Below are 19,368 nucleotides of genomic sequence, written 5' to 3' on the forward strand. Positions count from 1 at the left end.
ACATGGCCTCTTCCCCGAAAAAGACGGACAAGGGCAGCGACATCCCGAGCACGATCCAGCGCTCGGGCAGGAAGGCGCAGGAGACGTGGTCGAAGACGCACGACTCCGCGGTCGACAGCTACGGCGAGGGCGAGCGGGCGCACCGCACCGCGTTCTCCGCGCTCAAGCACACCCACGAGAAGGTCGGCGACCACTGGGAGCCGAAGGAGAAGGGCAAGAAGGGCCCGTCGGACGAGCAGGCGGCCACGGGCAACCGCGACTCGGACAAACCGACCGCAGGCGGCGTCGACGCGAACGCGAGCAAGAAGCACCTGCAGGAGGTCGCGCGCAAGCTCGACGTCAAGGGCCGCTCGAAGATGGACAAGTCGGAGCTCGTGGACGCGATCCAGAAGGCCAACGACCGGGCGACGGCCAAGGCGCGCGCCTGATCCGCCCCGCTGCCGATCCTCGCGAGTCGGCACGTTCGTCAGCGCGAACCCCGGGTACGACTCCGCCCGCATCGAGGAGGATCACCATGCGCACCGCGACACTCGTTCCCCACGCTGTGCAGCCGGTACCGCCGGGCCCCCTGCCCCCACCGGGTCCGCCCGACCCGGGCCCACTGCCCACGCCCGGTCCACCCGGCCCGTCGCCCATGCCCGAGCCCACGCCGGGCCCGCTGCCCACACCGCCGGATCCGCTGCCCCCGGCGCCGGGACCCGTCCCGGTTCCGCCCGGCCCGCCGCAGCCGGTTCCCGAACCGGCGCCCGATCCGCAGCTGAAGGGCGCCGCCACACCCCTCTGACACGACGGACTTCTTCGACCGGTCTCGATCGGGCTACTGCTACCCAACGTAGCTACTGTGTGCACACAGAGTAGCTTCTTCTCGTGCGGATCCCTCTTCTCGCGAGCGCCGGCGTCGGTGCCTGTGCGCTCGCCCTCGCGGTTGCCGTCCCCGCCGCCGCGGCCAGCTCCCACAACGTCAGCGCCACCGTGTTCGGCGCCGACAGCGGGTCGAAGGCTGTGACCTACGACCCCGCCGTCGTGCCCACGGGTGCGCAGATGTCGGTGAACATCAGCCAGGCGGCGGACGGGACGGTCGTCGCCCTCGAGGTCGACGGCCTGCTCCCGAACCGGGGCTACGCCGCCCACGCCCACGTGAACCCGTGTGGCGCGACGGGCGCCGACGCCGGCCCGCACTTCCAGCACGCCGTCGACCCCGCGGCCGGTCCGGATCGCCCGTCCGTCGACCCCGCGTACGCGAACGCGGACAACGAGGTCTGGCTCGACCAGCAGACCGACGCCAACGGCGACGGGCGTGCCGAGGCCGAGCTCCCGTTCACGTTCGCCGGCAACCGGTCGCCACGATCGGTCGTCGTCCACGCGGCCGAGGCGACCGCGACCGACGCGGGACATGCGGGCAGTGCGGGCGATCGCGCAGCCTGCATCACGCTGCCCGTCACCTGAGGCGAGCGGGTCCCGCCATCGACGAGTAGCGGCGGGACCCGCTCAGTCCCGGTTCGGCAGCGCCTCCTGGATCTTGGTCTTGATCCCCTGGGCCACGAGGTGCAGCCCGCCCGGGTCGCCCTTCGCCATCGCCTGCATCATCGACTTGACCTCGGCGAACTCGGCGTGCGGTGGGATCGGCGGCACCTCGGGGTCGCAGTACACGTCGAGCACCGCCGGCCGGTCGGCGGCCAGCGCCGCGTCCCAGGCCGGCCCGAGCTCGTCCGGCGATTTCACCGTGATCGCCAACAGGCCGATGCCACGCGCGAAGTCGGCGTACGAGACGTCGGGGAGCACCTGGCTCTCCTCGAACTTCGGCGCGCCGCCCATGGCGCGCAGCTCCCACGTGACCTGGTTGAGGTCGTTGTTGTGCAGGATCGCGGTGATCAGCCGCGGGTCGGACCAGCGGTCGGCGTACCGCTTCATCGTCAGCAGCTCGGCCATGCCGTTCATCTGCATGGCGCCGTCGCCGATGAGCGCGATCGCCGGGCGGTCGGGGTGGGCGAACTTGGCACCGATCGCGTACGGCACGGCCGCACCCATCGTGGCGAGGGTCCCGGAGAGCGAGCCCCGGACGTCGCCGCGCATCTTGAGGAAGCGGGCGTACCAGTTGGCGACGGAGCCCGAGTCGGCCGCGACGATCGCGTTGTGCGGCAGCCGCTCCGAGAGCTCCCACACGATCCGCATCGGGTTGACCGGCTTCGCGTCCAGCATCGCCTGGCGCTCCATCGTCCCCCACCAGGCGACGACGTCGTCCTCGATCTTCTCGCGCCACGCCCGGTCCGCCGGGCCGGACAGTTGCGGCAGGAGCGCCCGGAGCGTCGCGGCGGCGTCGCCGACGAGGTTGACCTCGATCGGGTAGCGCATCCCGATCAACGTGCCGTCGAGGTCGATCTGGACGGCCCGGGCCTTCCCGAACTCGGGCAGGAACTGGCTGTAGGGCATGTTCGAACCGACGATCAGCAGGGTGTCGCAGTCGCGCATCATCTCGTAGGTCGGGCGGGTGCCGAGGATGCCGATCGAGCCGGTGACGAACGGCAGCTCGTCGCTGAGCACGTCCTTGCCCAGCAGGGCCTTCGCGACGCCCGCGCCGAGCACGTCGGCGACCTGGGCCACCTCGTCCGCAGCGCCCCGCGCGCCCTGGCCGACCAGGATCGCGACCCGCTGCCCGGCGTTGAGCACCTCGGCAGCGCGGGCGATCTCGGCGGAGTGCGGGACCACTGTGGGCGCGTGCAGCGGCGGCGGGCTCGACGGCACCTGCTTGAACGCGTGCTGTGGCGGGCTGTACGCCTCGGCCTGCAGGTCGCTCGGAATGATGATCGCGGTGGGTGCGCGCCGGGTCATGGCCGTGCGGAAGGCGCGGTCGATCGCCAGCGGGAGCTGTTCGGGGACGTTGACCTCGACGAGGTACTCGCTCGCGACGTTCGAGAACAACGCCTGCAGGTCGACCTCCTGCTGGTAGGAGCCGCCCATCGCGCTGCGCTCGGTCTGGCCGACGATCGCGACGACGGGCACGTGGTCCAGCTTGGCGTCGTAGAGACCGTTGAGGAGGTGGATCGCGCCGGGCCCGCTCGTCGCCATGCAGACGCCGACCTTCCCGGAGAACTTGGCGTAGCCGACCGCCTGCAACGCCGACATCTCCTCGTGCCGGCTCTGGATGAACGCGGGCGAGTCGTCGGCCTTCCCGAACGCCGCGACGATCCCGTTGATCCCGTCGCCGGGGTAGGCGAAGACCTGCTCGACCCCCCACTCGCGCAGCCGCGCCAGTACCTGGTCGCCCACCGTCTCGGACATCGCACACCCTTTCGCGCCGACCCCCGCGTGCCGGTCCACCGCGGTCTACCCGACTTCGCCGCCCCGACACGGAGTTGACGGCGAGGCTCGACTGTTCGAACATATGTTCGTGTCCGAGCCGGCCATCCTGCACGCCGATCTCGACTCGTTCTACGCGTCGGTCGAGCAGCGCGACGACGCGCGGCTGCGCGGGCGGCCGGTCATCGTCGGCGGCGGGGTCGTGCTCGCCGCCAGCTACGAGGCGAAGGCCTACGGGGTGCGGACGGCGATGGGTGGGGGGCTGGCGCGCCGGATGTGTCCGCGCGCCGTGGTCGTGCCGCCGCGGTTCGCGGCGTACACCGCGGCGAGCCGCGCCGTCTTCGAGGTGTTCCGCGACACCTCGCCGCTCGTCGAGGGCATCTCGATCGACGAGGCGTTCCTCGACGTGGCCGGCCTGCGACGGATCGCGGGCTCCGCGCCGGAGATCGCCGCGCGGTTGCGGCGTGACGTGGCCGAACGGGTCGGACTGCCGATCACGGTCGGCGTCGCCCGCACCAAGTTCCTCGCGAAGGTGGCCAGCCGCGTCGCGAAGCCGGACGGGCTGCTTGTCGTCCCGATCGACGGTGAGCAGGCCTTCCTGCACCCGCTGCCCGTCGGGATGCTGTGGGGCGTCGGGAAGGTGACCACGGAGAAGCTGCACAGGCTGGGGGTGCGCACCGTCGCCGAGGTCGCCGAGCTGGGCGAGCCGGCGCTGGTGTCGCTGCTCGGCCCGGCCGCCGGACGCCATCTCTTCGCTCTCTCCGTCGGCCGCGACCCGCGGCCGGTACAGGGCGGACAGCGGCGCCGGTCCATGGGGGCGCAGCGCGCGCTGGGCAGCCGGCCCCGTCCTCCCGCGGAGGTCGACGCGATGCTGGCCGGGCTGGTCGACCGCGTCATGCGGCGAATGCGGGCGGCGCACCGTGTCGGCCGGACGGTCGTGCTCCGGCTGCGGTTCGCCGACTTCTCGCGGGCCACCCGGTCGCACACCCTGGCCCGGTCCACGGCCCGGACGGACGTCGTGCTCGAGGCTGCGCGGGGCCTGCTCGCGACGACGGCACCCCTGATCGCCGAGCGGGGGATCACGCTGGTCGGGATCGCGGTCGGTGGGCTGGACGACGAGGTCGGTGTGCAGTTGATCCTTCCGTTCGCCGAGCGGCGGGCGGTCACGCACCGGCCCGAGCCCGACCCGGCGCGGGAGTCTGCGCTCGACACCGCACTGGACGGCGTCCGCGACCGGTTCGGCTCGGCGGCGGTCACCCGCGGGGTGTTGCTGCGGCACGGGCAGGGGATGGAGGTGCCGATGCTGCCGGACTGAGGTTTCGCGGCACGACGGCGCGGACAGACCATGCCATGCCCGTAGTCACCGCTGATGCCGTCGTCGTCGGGGGCGGGCATCACGGGTTGGTCGCCGCCGCCCTGCTCGCCGATGCCGGTTGGGACGTCTGCCTGCTCGAGGCCACGGACGGGGTCGGCGGCGCCGTGCGCTCGGCGGAGCTGCACCCGGGCTTCACCGCGGATCTCTTCTCGGCGTTCTACCCCCTCTACGCGGCGTCGCCGGTCCTGCAGGCGCTCGATCTGGGGGCGCACGGGCTGCGCGTGTCGCACGCCCCGGTGGTGCTCGCCCATCCCCCGCGACCCGACGGGGATCGCGCTGCCCTGCTGTTCCGCGACCGGGAGGCGACGGCAGCGCGCCTGGCCGAGGAGCACGCGCGCGACGGCGACGCGTGGCTCGAGCTGTGCCGGCAGTGGGACACGGTCGGCGACGCGGTGTTGCGCACGCTCTTCACGACGTTCCCGCCGGTTCGTGGCCCGATGGCGCTGCTGCGGGCGATCGGCACGGCCGAAGCGCTGCGCCTCGCCCGGTTCCTCCTGCTGCCGGCGAAGCGGATGGGCGAGGAACTGTTCGCAGGCGAAGGTGCCCGCTTGCTGCTCGCGGGCAACGCCGCGCACGCGGACGCACCGGTCGACGCACCGGTCAGCGGGGCCTTCGGCTGGCTGCTGGCGATGCTCGGCCAGAAGCACGGGTTCCCTGTGCCAGTGGGGGGCGCGGGCGAGCTGTCCGCGGCACTGGAGCGGCGCGCCCGGACAGCCGGAGCGACGGTGCACTGCGGACAGCCCGTGGAGCGGATCGACGTGCGCGGCGGCCGGGCCGTCGCCGTGCACACCTCGAGTGGGCTGACCGTGCGGGCGCGCCGCGCCGTGATCGCCGACGTCAACGCGCCGCTGCTGTACCGGGAACTGCTGCCTGCCGACGCCGTGCCGGCCCGCCTGTTGCGCGACCTGGACAAGTTCGAGTGGGACACCCCCGTCGTCAAGGTCAACTGGGCGCTCGACGGCCCGATCCCCTGGCGCGCGGACGGCGTCGCCGACGCGGGGACGGTTCACCTCGGTGCGGACGAGCTCGGGCTCGTCCGGTGGTCGGCGGACCTGGAGTCGCGGACGCTGCCCGCGTCGCCGTTCATGTTGTTCGGCCAGATGACGACCGCCGACGCGAGCCGCTCGCCGGCTGGCACGCAGAGCGCGTGGGCCTATACCCACCTGCCGCGCGGGATCGACGACGACGCGTCGGCGGACGAGGTGGCCCGTCGCGTCGACGCGGTTCTCGAGGAGTTCGCGCCGGGGTTCGCCGGGCGGGTCGTGCACCGCCACGTCCAACGGCCCGGCGACATCTCGGCGACGGACCCCAACCTCGTCGGCGGGGCGGTGAACGGCGGCACGGCGCAGCTGTTCCAGCAACTGGTGTTCCGGCCGGTGCCGGGACTGGGGCGTGCCGAGACCCCGGTCGGCAACCTCTACCTCGGCGGCTCCTCAGCCCACCCCGGAGGCGGGGTGCACGGGATCTGCGGAGCCCTCGCCGCCCGCGCCGCGCTGGGCGACCACGGCAAGCTGGGCTTCGCACGCCGCCGCGCCGTCTCGGCCGCCCTCGACCTGGTCTACCGCTGACGTACGCGCGAGTCGGCACGTTTGGGCGAGCGAATGTGCGATTCGGAGCACTACCCAGAAACCACATTCGCAGTGCAGAACGTGCCGACTCGCGCTGACGAACGTGTCGACTCGCGCTGACGATCCGGCGGACTCGCGCTGACGAACGTGCCGACTCGCGGGTCAGCGGCGGCGGAGGAGGGCCGCTGCGCCTCCGGCCGCGGCGCCGACCGCGACCAGCCCTGCTGCCGCGGCACCGAGCAGGCCGTGGTGGCGGGAGGCCCAGAGTTGCGGGCTGCGCGACGTCGCCTGGTCGTCGAACCGGCCGTGGGCACCGTGGTCGCGGCCATCCGGGCCGTCGGCGGGCTCCCAGAGGTTCGTCGGCGCGTCCGCGCGCTGCGGCTCGTCGGTCTGCTGGGAGTCGATGCCGGTACGCCCCAGGTAGCGGTCGAGCAGGCCGCCCGCGAACTTGTCGCCGATCAGCGTCCCGACCGTCGAGCCCCCCACCCAGTACTCGCGGCGCTCCGGGTGGTCGCCCGCATGCAGGATCGCCCGCGCCACGACCTCGGGCTGGTAGATCGGCGGCACCGGCTGCGGCCGCCTCGGCAGCTTGGACAGCACCCAGTCGAACTGCGGGGTGTTCACCGCAGGCAGCTGCACCATCGTGATGTGCACGTCGCTCTTGTCGTGCAGCAACTCCGTGCGGACGGACTCGGTGAAACCCTGGATCGCGTGCTTCGCCCCGCAGTACGCGCTCTGCAGCGGGATGCCGCGGTAGGCCAGCGCCGAGCCGACCTGGACGATCGTGCCCCGGTTCCGCGACAGCATCCGCTCCAGAGCGGCCTTGGTGCCGTAGACGAACCCGAGGTAGGTCACGTCGGTGGTCCGCTTGAACTCCTCGGCGGTGACGTCGACGGCGCGGGCGAACACGGAGCTGAAGGCCACGTTCACCCAGATGTCGATCGGCCCGAACTCGGCCTCGGTGCGGTCCGCCGCGGCGTAGACCTGCTCGTGGTCCGCGACGTCCGTCGGCAGTTCCAGGGCCCGGCCGCCGGCTGCGCGGACGTCCGCGGCGGCTCCGGCGAGCCCTTTGGTGCCGCGCGCGAGCAGCGCCACCGACGCTCCGCGCTCGCCGTACGCCCGCGCGACGGCGCGTCCGACGCCGGCGCTCGCGCCCGAAACCACGACAACCGGTCGCCCGTTCATCGGCCCTCCCGTCGATCCCCCGGCGTTCACCGGGGCACCGCGTGAGCTACCCGCCCACGCAGGAGCGCAAGCACCCTGTCGTCTGAGCTGTCAGAGACGGACGGCCTTGGTGAACTTCATCCGGCCCATGTCGGAGACCTTGACCGGCTGCCCCTTGCGCGAGGCGTGGACGATCTTGCCGTTGCCGATGTAGATCCCGACGTGGCTGATCGGCTTGTAGAAGAACACGAGGTCGCCGGGCTGCAGGTTCGCCTTCGAGACCGGGGTTCCCGCCGACGCCTGTGCACGGGAGGTGCGCGGCAGCGACTTGCCGGCCTGCCCGAACGACCACTTGACCAGGCCGGAGCAGTCGAACGCGTTCGGGCCCATCGCACCCCAGCGGTACGGCGTGCCCAGCTTCGACAGGGCCTTGCTCACAGCGGCCTTACGGGCCGCGGCGGCCGACATCTCGGTCTTGTTGGCGACGGTCGTGAACTGCTTCTCGACGGCCGGGGTGAGCTTCTGCATCTCGGCGGTGACCCCACCGACGAGCTCGGCGACCTGCATCGTCGGCTGCTCCGGCGCCACGGGGGCGGCCACGGCGGGGGCGGCCAGCGCCTCGGGGGCGGGCGCGGGGGCGGCGCCCTGCACGGGGGGCAGCTCGCCGGTGGACTCGACCGGGACGGGCGGGCTGACCACCGCGGTGACGGCCGCGGCGCCGAGGATCGTCACCGTCAGCGCGGTACCGACCGGCTGGGAACGCACCCTCTGGGCCGGCACCGACGGCGCCGTCCGGCGCACGGGCCGGGGAGCGGCGTGCCGGCACGCACCGAAGGGCGAGCGGGCCGCCTCGTCGTCGTCGTGGAACAGCGGAGCCGCAGCACGAGCGGGGGGCTCGTCGTCGGGCACCGCGAGGAACGGGTCGGTCGGGGTCGTCGCTCCGAACAGGGCCACACCGTAGAGGCCGGCGTCGCCGAGGTCGCGGTCCTCGGGCATCCCCGCATCGAGAACGGCCACGCCGCCACGCGGCGCCGCGGCGCCTGCGTCGACCGCGAGCCGCTCGATGAGGGTGGTGACGAGGACGTCGGCGCCGGCACGGCCGGCGGCCCGATGCTTCGCTCGGTGCATGAACGGGTCCTTACGACCCCGGCGTGCCGGCACCGCGACCTGCGGTGGGCATGCTTCCGCCCTGCTGCTGTCGGGGCGCTCGTGGGGAGTTGCCGACGGGCGGGGAGCGGGGTGCCGGCTCGAGCGCGCCGGTCGACTCAGCCGTCGACCAGCGAGATGACCGTAACCGGACCGTGATGCCTTGCCGAGCAACTCCGCCATCCCCGTCGCCGACCGGACGGCAGGGAACGGTCACCAACAGGTGATGACGGCGAGCGGTTGCCCACTGTGCGTGACGGCACGCCCAGCGGTAACGCTGTCGCGTCCGGCGGCCGTCACCCGGCGGGGTGATCGGGCGAGATGCGCGCGAGCAGCGTCGGGACGTCCCATGTGGGCAGGGTGAGCACGCGTCGAACGGTGAGCAGGGGCAGCCGGGCGTCCTGAGGCTGCTCGGTCAGCTGGAACGCCGCGCGGTAGCCGGCCGCCTGCACGTGCGGCAACGCCGCCTGGTTCCACAGGCCGTAGGGGTAGGCGAACAGCTCGACGTCGTGCCCCACGACCTGCCCGAGCTGCTCACGCGGCTTCGCCAGCTGGGTCGACCAGTCCTTCTCCCCGTAGCGGGTGACGGGATGGTGGTCCCAGGTGTGGCTGGCGATGGTCATGCCGGCGGCGTCGAGCGCGCGGACGTCGTCGCGGGAGAGCCAGTTCGGCCTGTCCAGGACGACGGTCATGACGAAGAACGTGGCCGGGATCCCCAGCCGCTGCAGGATCGGCAGAGCGTTCGTGTACTGGCCGCCGGAGGCGTCGTCGAAGGAGACGAGCACGGCCTTGTCGGCGAGCGGTGTGCCGAGTTGCAGGTGGTCGACGAGCGCCTCGCCCGTCACCGGCTGCATCCCCGCGGCCAGCATCCCCTCGAGCTGGCGTTGAAGCACCGCAGGCGGGCAGATCAGTGGGCGGGCACCGGCACCGTCGGCGGCGGTGTACTCCCGGACCTGGTGGTAGCAGAGCACCGGCACGGTGCTGCGCGCCGCGATCTCCGCGGGCGTGCCCGGGGTGGGCGGGGCGGCCCGCGTCGTGTCGCCCGCCGCTTCGGGGTCGGCGCGCTGCGGCGTCCCGCGCAGACGGTCGACGACCGAGCAGCCGCTGAGCGCGGCGGTACACAGGGCAGCGGTCAGCAGGTCCCGGCGGCGCACGGACTAGAGGCTCCACCTCTCCGACGTCGCCGTGGCCCCGATCGGCGTCAAACCATCGGTTCGGGTGTCACCGGTGCAGGACATCCACCACCAACCGGGCGTTTGCTGAGACGAGGCTGATGAACCGGTCGCGTCGGCACGTACGGACCACCGGCTTCGCCACACTGAATCCGGGACCGTGGAGCTGGCCGTGGGCGAGCTGAGCGCCTGGCACTGGGTGATCGTCGTGGTCGTGGCGGCACTGCTGTTTTGGTCACTGCGTCCACCGCCCGGCCGACTGAAGCAGGTTAGCTCGCCTCATCTCGAGGGAGGTGAGCCGTGCAGACCGTCGCCACGCCGCTGCGGAACAGGCGGGTGCTCGTCGTCTCCGGTCTCGCCGCCCTGCTCGTGCTCACCGCGCTCGTCAGCCTCGCGGTCGGGGCCCGTCCGATCGGCGTCGGCGCCGTCTGGCAGGCGCTGTGGACGCCCAGCGGCACCGAGGAGGACGTGATCGTCCGGGGCCTGCGCGTGCCGCGCACGGTGCTCGGCATCGCCGTCGGGCTCGCGCTGGGCGTGGCCGGAGCGCTGATGCAGGGCCACACGCGCAACCCGCTCGCCGACCCCGGCCTGCTCGCCGTCAGCGCCGGCGCCGCGCTGGCCGTCGTCATCGGGATCTACGCCTTCGGCGTGACGACGCTGCTGGGCTACGTCTGGTTCGCCTTCGCGGGCGCCTTCGCCGCGAGTGTCGCGGTGTTCGTGCTCGGCTCGCTCGGGCCCGGCGGCGCCTCCCCGGTGTCGCTGGCGCTGGCCGGCGTGGCCGTCACAGCTCTCTTGGGGGCGCTGACCTCCGCGATCGTGCTCGTCGACGTCTCGACGCTCGACGCCTACCGGTTCTGGGCGGTGGGAGCGTTGGCCGGGCGCGGTCCGGACGTCGCGCTGCAGGTGGCCCCATTCGTGCTGGGCGGGCTCGTGATCGGTCTGGCGGGCGCTCCCGGGCTGAACCTGCTCGCGCTCGGCGACGACGTCGCCCGCGGCCTGGGCCAGAACGTGACTCTTGTGCGCTGGTCGGGCCCCGTCGCGATCACCCTGTTGACGGGCGCCGCGGTCGCCGCCTGTGGCCCGATCGCCTTCCTGGGGCTGGTCGTCCCGCACATCGCCCGCGCCCTCACCGGGCCGGACCACCGATGGCTCCTTCCGGCCGCGGGGCTCGCCGGCGCGGTGCTGCTGCTGGTCGCCGACATCGTCGGCCGGGTGGTCGCCCGGCCGGGAGAGCTGCAGGTGGGCATCGTGCTGGCGTTGGTGGGAGCTCCCTTCTTCATCGCGCTGGTGCGCCGACGACGGCTGGTGGCCCTGTGACCCACGTGACGGGTACCGACGGGGTCCGTCTGCAGGCCCGCGGCCTGCAGCTCGCCTACGGCGACAACGTCGTCGTCGACGACCTCGACCTCGACGTCTTCGACGAAACCGTCACCGCGGTGATCGGCCCCAACGGCTGCGGGAAGTCGACGCTGCTCCGCGCCCTCGCACGGCTGCTCCCGGCCCGCAGCGGCCACGTGCTGCTCGACGGCAGGCGCATCGACCGCACCCCCACCCGCGAGGTCGCGAAGGTGCTCGGCGTGCTGCCGCAGGCACCGGTGGCGCCGGAGGGTCTCACCGTGGCCGATCTCGTCGCCCGCGGCCGGCACCCCCACCAGACGTGGTACCGGCAGTGGTCGACGGACGACGAGTCGGCCGTCGGCGAGGCCCTCGCCTGGACCGGGATGACCGAGTTCGCCACCCGGACCCTGGATCAGCTCTCCGGCGGCCAACGCCAGCGTGCGTGGATCTCGATGGCGCTCGCGCAGGGCACCGACGTGGTCCTGCTCGACGAGCCCACCACGTACCTCGACCTCGCCCACCAGGTCGACGTGCTCGATCTCGTCGAGCGCCTGAACCGCGAGATGGGCCGCACGGTCGTGATGGTGCTGCACGACCTCAACCTCGCCGCGCGCTACGCGGGCCGCCTGGTCGCGATGCGGGCCGGCCGGATCGTGGCGTCGGGAACCCCGGACGAGGTGCTCACCGAAGACCTGCTGTGCGACGTGTTCGGCCTCGACGCGCGCGTGGTCCCGGACCCGGTCACGGGGACCCCGCTGGTGGTGCCGATCGGCCGGCGGAGCCGGGTGGACCCGGCCCGCCGGCCATGACGACGGCCCCGCCCCTAGCGGCCCACGGCCCGGGCCAGCCGCCCGGCCACCTCGTCGGCCACGGCGGGCAGGCTCAGCACGCTGCCGAACGCCAGCGCGGCCGACTGCTCGTCGTCCAGCGTGACGACCTTGCTCTCCTGCACGAGCTTGAGCTGGCCGTAGCCGGGCAGCGCCGCGAACGCGGCCTGCTCGGCCGGGGTGCCGGCCACCATCAGTGCGTCGGCGTCGTCGAGCGTCGGCAGCTGGTCCGACGGCATCGTCGCGAAGGAACCATTGCCCGCGAGCCGGTCGACCTGCGCCGGGACCTGGACACCGAGCTCCTTGAGGAACTGCCCGCGCAGGTCGTTGGAGCTCCACGCCTTGACCGACGCGGGGTCCGCAGGATTCGGCACGGCCATGGCGACGGTCGCCCCCGCGAGCTCGGGGTGGTTCTCCTCGACCTCGACGAACTTCTCCTCGACGTCCGAGACGATCCGGTCCGCCGCGGCGGGCAGGCCGAGCGCCGCACCCGTCAGCTTCGTCGCGTCCGCCCACGACACCCGACCATCCGTCGTGCCCGCGGGTGCGGCGACCGTCGGCGCGATCTTCGAGAAGGCGTCGTACTGCTCGCGCGTGAGGTCAGCGGTGATCGCGACGATCAGGTCGGGCTCCAGCGCGGCCACGGCGTCCGGCGTGACGTCGCCCGCGGGCAGCACCTGGGGCTGCTCGCCCTTGAGCTTGTCCGCGGCCCACGGCCAGGTCGCCGAGGGCCGGTTGCCCGTGAACTCGCGGATCGCGACGGGCACGGTACCCAGGGCGAGTATCGCGTCCTGGTCGGTGTAGCCGAGGGAGACGACCCGCTCGGGCGCCTCCTCGACGACCGTCTGGCCGTACTCGTGGGTGACGGTCGCGGGGAACACGGCGGCGGGAGCCTTCGGGCCGGAGGACGATCCGCCCCCGCTGCAGCTGGTGGCGGCGAGGAGGGCGACGACGAGTGTCGGAATCACCGGCCGAAGACGGCGGGACCAGGTCTGGTGGGGAGCCATAGCACACACTAACCCCCCGAATGGCGCCACGATCGTGTGCGTTACGTGAGGACTCAGGGCCGATCGAGTGCCTTGGTCAGAAGATCGAGCTGACCGGAGATCCATTCGACGTAGTCGTCGGTTCCGGCAGGCAAGGTCTCCCCCACCTCGACGACCGGCACGCCTGCAGCGCGCGCGGTCTGCTCGACCTGGTCGGTGACGGCCGTGCGGGTCTGCGCGTTGACCAGGAGCACCCGGACGGGATCGGCGCGGAAGAGGTCGAGCGTGGCGGCGACGACCGCGGCGGGCGGGTCGGCGTCCTCCTCGACGGCCTCGCTGAACTCCGGCGGCGTGGCGTCGACCAGGCCCGCGGCGTCGGTCAGGTACAGCGGCACCGGCTCGGTCACCGCGATGCGTGTGCCCGAGTGCGCAGCCTCGAGTGCGTCGACCCTCGCGACGAGACCGTCGATCCGTGCCCCGAACGCGTCGGCGTTCGTCGTGAACTGCGGGGCACCGGCCGGATCCGCCGTGCCCAGGTCGGCGGCGATCTGCCCGGCCAGCTTCTTCATCGTGGGCAGGCTGTACCAGACGTGCTCGTTGAACTCGCCGCCCGCGGGCGCCGACAGCCCGGACAGCGCGACGACGTCGATCACCGCGGCGTCGGGACCGGGCGCCAGCCGTTCGGCGAAGTCGTCGTAGCCGCCGCCGTTGACCACCACGAGCCGGGCCCGGGCGACGGCGGCCGCCGCGGCGGGCGGCGCCTCGTAGGAGTGCGGATCGGCGGCGGGGTCGTCGATCAGCGAGGTCACCGCGACCCGGTCACCCCCGACGGCCTGCACGAGGGCGCCGTAGACGTCGGTGGAGGCGACGACGGGGATCGTGCCGGGCGCGGGACCAGGAGCGGGGGCCGATTCGCCCGAGCCATCGCAGGCGGACAGGGCGAGCGCGAGGGCGAACAACCCGGGAAGGGCACGGAGCATCACCTGTCCGAGCCTAAACGACAACGATTGTCGTTTGCGACCGGGTCGGGAGCACGTGGGTTCCACAACACGCAAGCGCGTTCGCCGGACAGTCCCGGCTCCGTGCAGTACGCTGCGTACTATCCCAAACAGCAGTCGTCGAAGGAGTCCCATGAGTGCCCCGCAGAACGTCGTCGCCGATCTCGCCACCTTCGCCCAGCGCGGTCAGGCGGCCGCGTCGGACGTCTTCGAGTCGTGGACCAGCACGGTGCAGACGGTCAGCGACGCGGCGGGCACCCAGGCGTCGAGCTTCCGTCGGCTCGCCCGGGGCATGTTCGACCTCGCCGACCAGGCCGTGGTGATCGAGCGCGAGCTCGCCACGTTCCTCACGGTCAACGCTCAGGTCTCGGCCGCCGCGCTCGACACGTTCCGCAAGCTGACCGACACCGCGACCGGGGCCATCGAGGACGTGGTCCGGGCCTCGACCTGGGGCCGCTGAGCCAGGGTCAGGACGCCCGCGGCGGGCCGTCGGCGGGGTCGTCGTCCTCACGGGCCAGGGCGGCCAGGAGCCGCTGCCTGACCTGTTCCCGGGCCTGCGGATCGGGATCGAGCGCGCCACCCAGCGCGCCCAGCCGCCGGGCCAGCTCCACCTCGCGCTCCAGGTCGGGGTCGCCGCCGGGAGCGACGTCCGCACTGCCGTCCAGCGACGCCGCGAACCGCTCGGCGCCGTCGTCCGGTGTGGACGTCCCTTCGCTGCTCACTGGCTCCTCCCGATCCCCCGTCCGTCCCGGATACCCGGGACGGACGCACGGTAGGCGCTCCGTCCCGGGGTCACCCCCGGCGACGGCGCAACACCACGACGAGCAGCACCAGCAGGGCCGCCGCGACACCCGCCACGAGACCGGGTTTCTGGGCGGCGGTGTCCTTCGCCGCAGTCGCCCGGTCCACCGCCACGGTCCGCGCCTGGTCGACCTTCTGGTGGACGGTCGCGACCGCCTCGTCCTTGCGCTCGGCGACCCGGGCCTTGACGTCGAGCCGCGACGCCAGCGCGGCCACCGCGTCGCCGACCTCCTCGCGCAGGTCGTCGACGTGCTGCCGCTCCTCGTTGCTCAGCCGGTCGACCTCGGCCCGCAACTCTTCCGCGGAGACCGCACTGCCGTCGACGTAGGGCCGGTCGTCGGCGAGCGGTGGCACGCCGTTCGCCTCCGGCTGTCCCGTCGCCACCTCGTCCGGGCCCGTTCCCCCGGTGTCCTGCTGCGATGCGCCCGTGCTCATGGGTGTGCACCCTCTCCCGCCGCGACCGTCGCCGTCGATCCCGGATGATGTTCCCGGGAGTGGCCATACCATGCCGCTCGAAAGCCGCGACGGCGAGCCGCCGGACGGGCGTCAGATCTCGCGCAGCCCCGTGAGCAGGCGGTGCAGGGTGTCGGTGTCGACCGGCTCCTCCTCGATGTCGCCGTCCGACACGGCCCCCGAGGCGCCGCGCACGCGGCGGGGCAGCGGCTCCAGGCCGGTGCGCGGCGGCGGGACGGCGGAACCCGCGCCGCCGTCGTCGGACCCCTCGGGCGACGGGGGCGACGTCTCGGCTCCGCCGGTCGGAGTGCGGTTCATCCACTGCCTCTCGTCTCGCCCGGGTACGCGACGGAATGATGCCGCGCAGGCGCCGAGATTGTCGCGGTAGGCCGCAACCCCCGACAAGATTCTGGATCGATACATCCCTCTTACCGGTCGTCCCGGTGACGATCACCGGTCGGCGTCGTCGCTCCCGCGCAGCCTGCGGATCTCGAGGGCGTTCAGCTCGGACGCCTGCCGGAGGACGGTGTCGGCGACCTCCAGCTGCTCGTCGGTCAGCGTGTCGAGGAAGGCGTTCCAGCTCGTCGCGATCCGCTCGTAGCTCGGCCCGACCCGCCGCCACAGTTCGTCCGCGTCGGCGGTCACCATCACCCGCCGCCGGTCGGCGCCGTCCCGGTTGCGCCGCACCAGCCCCGCCCGCTCGAGCCGGTCGAGGGCGCCGGTGATCGCGCCACCCGCGGTGACACCCGCCCGGCCCGCGAGCTCGCCCGGCGTGGCGGGTCCGTAGAGCAGCAGCAGGTTCGCGCACTGCATGTCGGTGGCGTTCAGCCCGGCCGACTTCGCGACGGCGTCCTGGAACAGCACGGCACGGGTCATCAGCTCCCGCATGACGTCTCCGGCGCCCGTGATCAGCGCGGTCCGCCCCGGCGCGCTCGACACGGCCCGATCCCTCCCCGGCGTCTCGACGGAAGAGATGCTCGCCTCCGCCGGATCATGATCTACCAGGCCGCAGGACCGATCAAGATCACCACGCGGGGCGTCGAGTATTTCCCGACGAGCTCCACGACGGCCGCGAGACCTGCGATCCTGAGCGTGTGCGCGCACTGCGGGTCCACGAGCCGATCGGGCCGGACGGCCTACGGCTCGACGAGGTCGACGTCCCCCCGCCGCCGGACGACACGGCCGTGCGGGTCGCCGTGCACGCCGCCGGCGTCGGATTCATCGACACCCTGCTCGTCCGCGGCCGCTACCAGGTCAAGCCGCCGACACCCTTCGTGCCCGGCCTGGAGGTCGCGGGAGCCGTCGAGTCGGCACCGCACGGGTCGGGGTTCTCCCCCGGCGACTGCGTGTTCGGGCACGTCATGGGTGGCGGATTCGCCGAGACCGCGTGGGTGCCTGCCGCCCGGTTGGCTCCGCTGCCCGTGGAGCTGAGCGCGGTCGAGGGTGCAGCGGCGCTGGTCAACCACCACACCGCGATCGTCGCCCTGACCCGGCGCGGCCGGTTGCAGCGGCGCGACCGGGTGCTCGTGCACGGCGCCGGCGGTGGACTGGGCAGCGCGGTGGTGCAGATCGCGGCCGCGTTCGGCAACGAGGTGCTCGCGGTCGCGGGCAGCTCCGAGCGTCGCGAGCTGGCCGCCCGCGCCGGCGCGACCACCGTGTACGACCACGAGAGCTGGTTCGAGGCGGTGCGCGCCGCGGGAGGCGTCGACGTGATCGTGGACCCGGTGGGCGGCGCGGTGTTCGAACAGAGCGTGCGCTGCCTGCGCCCGGAGGGACGGCTGATCACGGTCGGGTTCACCTCCGGCACGATTCCCTCCGCCGCGGCCAACCGGCTCCTGCTGCGCAACGCGAGCGTCGTCGGGGCCGCCTGGCGCGAGCTGCTCGACGTCGAGCCCGGGCTCTTCACCGACACCGCGGAGCGGCTCGCGTCGCTGGTCAAGGACGGCCTGCGGCCTCTCGTCGGGGCCACCTTCGACCTGGCCGACGGGGCGACCGCGTTGCGCCTCGTCGAAGACCGGGCCATGGCCGGCAAGATCGTGCTCACGACCCGCTGAACGATGTCGCCGACGTTCGACCGTTCGACTCCACAAGGCTACCGGTCGTCAACAACCAGTGTTGTAGTTCACTCCAGTTCGGGTCTAGCCTCCCCGCCATGGCCACCATCTGGTGTTCTCACTCCACCCGAGAGATGGACCGCTTCCTCTGTCCGGCACCGTGCGGAGCGATGCACGTCCGGTGCACGGGCTGCGGAGCGGCGGTCGGTGGATGCCCGTTCGAGAGCGAAGGCCTGCACGAGCGGCTCGTGGCGACCCTCGGCGCCCAGCTGCCGTGCGCGGCGGAATGGCAGGTCCTCGAGCTGGCGGAGATCGTCGAGCGCGGCGGCCACGCCGGCCGGGTGCGCACGCTGACCACGGCGCTGGCCGAGTCGGGGCTCGCCGTCCGCTGCTGAGCGGTACTCCCGTGGACGCGGGGGCGTGCGCCGTCGAGCATGGTCATCGTGACGGCACGCGGACGCGCGACACACCTGCCCGGCGTCGCCGTCCTGGCGGGATACCGGCGGGAGTGGCTGCGCGGCGACCTCCTGGCGGGCGTGGCGGTCGCCGCCTACCTCGTGCCGCAGGTGATGGCCTACTCCGGCATCGCCGGGCTCCCTCCGCAGACCGGGCTCTGGGCGTGCCTGGGATCGCTCGCGATCTACGCGGTGTTCGGGTCGTCGCGCCAGCTGTCGGTCGGCCCGGAGTCGACGACAGCCCTGATGACGGCGACGGCGGTGGCGCCGCTCGCCCTCGGTGACCCCGTCCGGCACGCGGCCCTGGCCGCCGGGCTGGCCCTCGTCGTCGGTGTGATCTGCCTGGTCGGCGGCCTGCTGCGGGCAGGGTCGCTGGCCGATCTGCTCTCGCAGCCGGTCCTCGTCGGCTACATGGCAGGCATCGCCGTCATCATGATCATCGGCCAGCTCGGCGCGGTGACCGGCGTCCCGATGGAGGGCGACTCGCCCCCGGCCGAGGTGGCGTCGTTCCTGTCCGGGCTCGCCGGGGCGCACCTGCCGACCGTCGCGCTGGCGCTGTCCCTGCTCGTCGGCATGCTGGTCGGGACGAAGCTCCGGCCGACCTGGCCGGTACCCATGATCGGCATGCTCGCCGCGACCGCCGTCGTCGCCGCGTTCTCGCTCGATGCCATGGGAGTGCGACTGGTCGGGTCGTCGGTGAGCGGTCTGCCCGTGCCGGGCCTGCCCGCGCTGTCCGCACACGACGTCGTCTCGTTGCTCCTCCCGGCCGTCGGCGTCGCGATCGTCGGCTACTCGGACAACGTCCTCACCGCCCGCGCCTTCGCCGCCCGCCACGGACAGACCGTGCAGGGCACCACCGAGCTCGTGGCCCTCGGCGCGGCCAACCTGGCCGCGGGTGTGCTGCGCGGGTTCCCCGTGAGCAGCAGCGGCAGCCGGACCGCGATCGGCGACGCCCAGGGCAGCCGGACACAGCTGCACTCCCTGGTCGCCCTCGTGCTGGTGGTCGTGGTGCTGGTTGCGGGCGGCGCTCTGCTGTCCCGGTTCCCGCGGGCCGCGCTCGGCGCCGTCGTCATCTACGCGGCGCTGCGGCTGGTCGACATCGCGGGCTTCCGGCGCATCGCCCGCTTCCGCCGCAGCGAGGCGGCGATCACCGTGGTCACCATGGTCGCCGTCCTGACCGTCGGGGTGCTGTACGGCGTGCTGGTCGCGGTCGGGCTCTCGGTGCTCGACCTGCTGCGCCGCGTCGCCCGCCCGCACGACGGCGTGCTCGGCTACGTGCCCGGGATCGCCGGCATGCACGATATGGACGACTACCCCGACGCCCGTCCGGTCCCCGGGCTGCTGGTCTATCGCTACGACGCCCCGCTGTGCTTCGCCAACGCCGAGAACTTCCGCAGCCGCGCGCTCGCCGCCCTGGAGACCCAACCGGAGCCGCCGCAGTGGTTTCTGCTGAACGCCGAGGCGAACGTCGAGATCGACAGCACCGCCGCCCAGACGCTCGAGGCGCTGCACGACGAGCTGCGGCGGCGTGGGATCGTGCTGGCGCTCGCCCGCGTCAAGCAGGATCTGCGCGCGGACCTGTGGGCGGCCGGACTGCTCGACCTCATCGGTGAGGAGCGGATCTTCCCGACACTGCCCACGGCCGTGGAGGCGTTCCGCTCAGGGTCGTCACCTCCCGAGGAGCCGTCCCCTCCGAAGGCATAGCCCTGAACGGGTTGCAACATCGCTGCAACG

The 19,368-nt window shown here is 73.0% G+C and carries 21 protein-coding genes; 11 read left to right on the forward strand and 10 right to left on the reverse strand.

From position 1 onward, the window contains the following. The first annotated feature begins 2 nt into the window (after positions 1–2). The 3 genes from RM445_RS23940 to RM445_RS23950 all read left to right on the forward strand — a co-directional run bounded on the left by RM445_RS23940 (position 3) and on the right by RM445_RS23950 (position 1,446). Positions 3–428 carry a ChaB family protein gene (locus RM445_RS23940; RefSeq protein ID WP_311559082.1) on the forward strand — a complete coding sequence of 142 codons (426 nt, stop codon included), beginning with the start codon at positions 3–5 and terminating at the stop codon, positions 426–428. Between the two features lie 86 nt (positions 429–514). Further along, a complete protein-coding gene (locus RM445_RS23945) occupies positions 515–784 on the forward strand; it encodes a hypothetical protein (protein ID WP_311559083.1) in 270 nt (89 codons plus the stop codon). 83 nt (positions 785–867) lie between these two features. Further along, positions 868–1,446, forward strand: coding sequence for a superoxide dismutase family protein (locus RM445_RS23950; protein ID WP_311559084.1), 579 nt, complete (start codon positions 868–870; stop codon positions 1,444–1,446). Between the two features lie 42 nt (positions 1,447–1,488). On the opposite strand, the gene RM445_RS23955 is transcribed toward RM445_RS23950, so the two are convergent. After that, positions 1,489–3,279 carry a thiamine pyrophosphate-requiring protein gene (locus RM445_RS23955; protein ID WP_311559085.1) on the reverse strand — a complete coding sequence of 597 codons (1,791 nt, stop codon included), beginning with the start codon at positions 3,277–3,279 and terminating at the stop codon, positions 1,489–1,491. A gap of 103 nt (positions 3,280–3,382) precedes the next feature. Here RM445_RS23955 and dinB point away from each other — a divergent pair, with 103 nt between their 5' ends. Together dinB and RM445_RS23965 are read left to right on the forward strand one after the other, a co-directional pair. Further along, on the forward strand, positions 3,383–4,612 hold the full coding sequence (gene dinB, locus RM445_RS23960; protein WP_311559086.1) for a DNA polymerase IV: 1,230 nt from the start codon (positions 3,383–3,385) through the stop codon (positions 4,610–4,612). 35 nt (positions 4,613–4,647) lie between these two features. Next, entirely contained in the window at positions 4,648–6,240 is a 1,593-nt protein-coding gene (locus RM445_RS23965; protein WP_311559087.1) for a phytoene desaturase family protein, read from the forward strand. A gap of 162 nt (positions 6,241–6,402) precedes the next feature. Here the strand turns inward: RM445_RS23965 and RM445_RS23970 are convergent, their stop codons facing one another. From RM445_RS23970 to RM445_RS23980, 3 genes are all read right to left on the reverse strand, one after another. After that, positions 6,403–7,425, reverse strand: a complete 1,023-nt coding sequence (locus tag RM445_RS23970; protein WP_311559088.1) for an SDR family oxidoreductase — start codon at positions 7,423–7,425, stop codon at positions 6,403–6,405. Positions 7,426–7,515: 90 nt separating this feature from the next. Next, positions 7,516–8,532 (reverse strand): C40 family peptidase, encoded by a 1,017-nt coding sequence (locus RM445_RS23975; protein ID WP_311559089.1) that lies wholly within the window; start codon positions 8,530–8,532, stop codon positions 7,516–7,518. A 314-nt stretch (positions 8,533–8,846) separates the two neighbouring features. Next, positions 8,847–9,704 carry a polysaccharide deacetylase family protein gene (locus RM445_RS23980; protein WP_311559090.1) on the reverse strand — a complete coding sequence of 286 codons (858 nt, stop codon included), beginning with the start codon at positions 9,702–9,704 and terminating at the stop codon, positions 8,847–8,849. A 318-nt stretch (positions 9,705–10,022) separates the two neighbouring features. Between RM445_RS23980 and RM445_RS23985 the strand changes: the two genes are divergently transcribed. Together RM445_RS23985 and RM445_RS23990 are read left to right on the forward strand one after the other, a co-directional pair. Next, positions 10,023–11,039: a FecCD family ABC transporter permease gene (locus RM445_RS23985; RefSeq protein ID WP_311559091.1), complete on the forward strand. Its 1,017-nt coding sequence runs from the start codon at positions 10,023–10,025 to the stop codon at positions 11,037–11,039. Then, entirely contained in the window at positions 11,036–11,869 is an 834-nt protein-coding gene (locus tag RM445_RS23990; RefSeq protein WP_311559092.1) for an ABC transporter ATP-binding protein, read from the forward strand. Before RM445_RS23985 ends, RM445_RS23990 begins: the two co-directional genes overlap by 4 nt. Before the next feature lie 14 nt (positions 11,870–11,883). Here the strand turns inward: RM445_RS23990 and RM445_RS23995 are convergent, their stop codons facing one another. Further along, a complete protein-coding gene (locus RM445_RS23995) occupies positions 11,884–12,855 on the reverse strand; it encodes an ABC transporter substrate-binding protein (protein WP_311559093.1) in 972 nt (323 codons plus the stop codon). A 92-nt stretch (positions 12,856–12,947) separates the two neighbouring features. Further along, positions 12,948–13,853: a metal ABC transporter solute-binding protein, Zn/Mn family gene (locus RM445_RS24000; protein WP_311559115.1), complete on the reverse strand. Its 906-nt coding sequence runs from the start codon at positions 13,851–13,853 to the stop codon at positions 12,948–12,950. Between the two features lie 151 nt (positions 13,854–14,004). On the opposite strand from RM445_RS24000, the gene RM445_RS24005 reads away from it, so the two are divergent. Continuing rightward, the gene (locus RM445_RS24005) at positions 14,005–14,331 is read left to right on the forward strand and encodes a hypothetical protein (protein ID WP_311559094.1); all 327 of its coding nucleotides are present in this window, start codon (positions 14,005–14,007) and stop codon (positions 14,329–14,331) included. A gap of 7 nt (positions 14,332–14,338) precedes the next feature. On the opposite strand, the gene RM445_RS24010 is transcribed toward RM445_RS24005, so the two are convergent. The 4 genes from RM445_RS24010 to RM445_RS24025 form a co-directional block, all read right to left on the reverse strand. After that, complete coding sequence (locus tag RM445_RS24010) at positions 14,339–14,593, reverse strand: hypothetical protein (RefSeq protein WP_311559095.1); 255 nt, start codon at positions 14,591–14,593, stop codon at positions 14,339–14,341. A 70-nt stretch (positions 14,594–14,663) separates the two neighbouring features. Continuing rightward, on the reverse strand, positions 14,664–15,107 hold the full coding sequence (locus RM445_RS24015) for a hypothetical protein (protein ID WP_311559096.1): 444 nt from the start codon (positions 15,105–15,107) through the stop codon (positions 14,664–14,666). Between the two features lie 111 nt (positions 15,108–15,218). Beyond that, positions 15,219–15,443, reverse strand: coding sequence for a hypothetical protein (locus tag RM445_RS24020; RefSeq protein ID WP_311559097.1), 225 nt, complete (start codon positions 15,441–15,443; stop codon positions 15,219–15,221). Between the two features lie 132 nt (positions 15,444–15,575). Then, positions 15,576–16,064 (reverse strand): MarR family winged helix-turn-helix transcriptional regulator, encoded by a 489-nt coding sequence (locus RM445_RS24025; protein ID WP_311559098.1) that lies wholly within the window; start codon positions 16,062–16,064, stop codon positions 15,576–15,578. A gap of 155 nt (positions 16,065–16,219) precedes the next feature. On the opposite strand from RM445_RS24025, the gene RM445_RS24030 reads away from it, so the two are divergent. From RM445_RS24030 to RM445_RS24040, 3 genes are all read left to right on the forward strand, one after another. Next, positions 16,220–17,179: an NADPH:quinone oxidoreductase family protein gene (locus tag RM445_RS24030; RefSeq protein ID WP_311559099.1), complete on the forward strand. Its 960-nt coding sequence runs from the start codon at positions 16,220–16,222 to the stop codon at positions 17,177–17,179. A 98-nt stretch (positions 17,180–17,277) separates the two neighbouring features. Continuing rightward, positions 17,278–17,574, forward strand: a complete 297-nt coding sequence (locus tag RM445_RS24035; RefSeq protein WP_311559100.1) for a hypothetical protein — start codon at positions 17,278–17,280, stop codon at positions 17,572–17,574. A gap of 48 nt (positions 17,575–17,622) precedes the next feature. Continuing rightward, positions 17,623–19,338, forward strand: a complete 1,716-nt coding sequence (locus RM445_RS24040) for a SulP family inorganic anion transporter (protein WP_311559101.1) — start codon at positions 17,623–17,625, stop codon at positions 19,336–19,338. Positions 19,339–19,368: the final 30 nt, after the last annotated feature.

This window comes from Pseudonocardia charpentierae (assembly GCF_031845345.1).
Taxonomy (GTDB): domain Bacteria; phylum Actinomycetota; class Actinomycetes; order Mycobacteriales; family Pseudonocardiaceae; genus Pseudonocardia; species Pseudonocardia charpentierae.

Coding starts and splice junctions, on each gene's coding strand:
- RM445_RS23940 (WP_311559082.1), top strand. CDS start 3: ATGGCCTCTTCCCCGAAAAAGACGGACAAGGGCAGCGACATCCCGAGC.
- RM445_RS23945 (WP_311559083.1), top strand. CDS start 515: ATGCGCACCGCGACACTCGTTCCCCACGCTGTGCAGCCGGTACCGCCG.
- RM445_RS23955 (WP_311559085.1), bottom strand. CDS start 3,279: ATGTCCGAGACGGTGGGCGACCAGGTACTGGCGCGGCTGCGCGAGTGG.
- dinB (WP_311559086.1), top strand. CDS start 3,383: ATGTTCGTGTCCGAGCCGGCCATCCTGCACGCCGATCTCGACTCGTTC.
- RM445_RS23965 (WP_311559087.1), top strand. CDS start 4,648: ATGCCCGTAGTCACCGCTGATGCCGTCGTCGTCGGGGGCGGGCATCAC.
- RM445_RS23970 (WP_311559088.1), bottom strand. CDS start 7,425: ATGAACGGGCGACCGGTTGTCGTGGTTTCGGGCGCGAGCGCCGGCGTC.
- RM445_RS23975 (WP_311559089.1), bottom strand. CDS start 8,532: ATGCACCGAGCGAAGCATCGGGCCGCCGGCCGTGCCGGCGCCGACGTC.
- RM445_RS24000 (WP_311559115.1), bottom strand. CDS start 13,853: ATGCTCCGTGCCCTTCCCGGGTTGTTCGCCCTCGCGCTCGCCCTGTCC.
- RM445_RS24005 (WP_311559094.1), top strand. CDS start 14,005: ATGAGTGCCCCGCAGAACGTCGTCGCCGATCTCGCCACCTTCGCCCAG.
- RM445_RS24015 (WP_311559096.1), bottom strand. CDS start 15,107: ATGAGCACGGGCGCATCGCAGCAGGACACCGGGGGAACGGGCCCGGAC.
- RM445_RS24020 (WP_311559097.1), bottom strand. CDS start 15,443: ATGAACCGCACTCCGACCGGCGGAGCCGAGACGTCGCCCCCGTCGCCC.
- RM445_RS24035 (WP_311559100.1), top strand. CDS start 17,278: ATGGCCACCATCTGGTGTTCTCACTCCACCCGAGAGATGGACCGCTTC.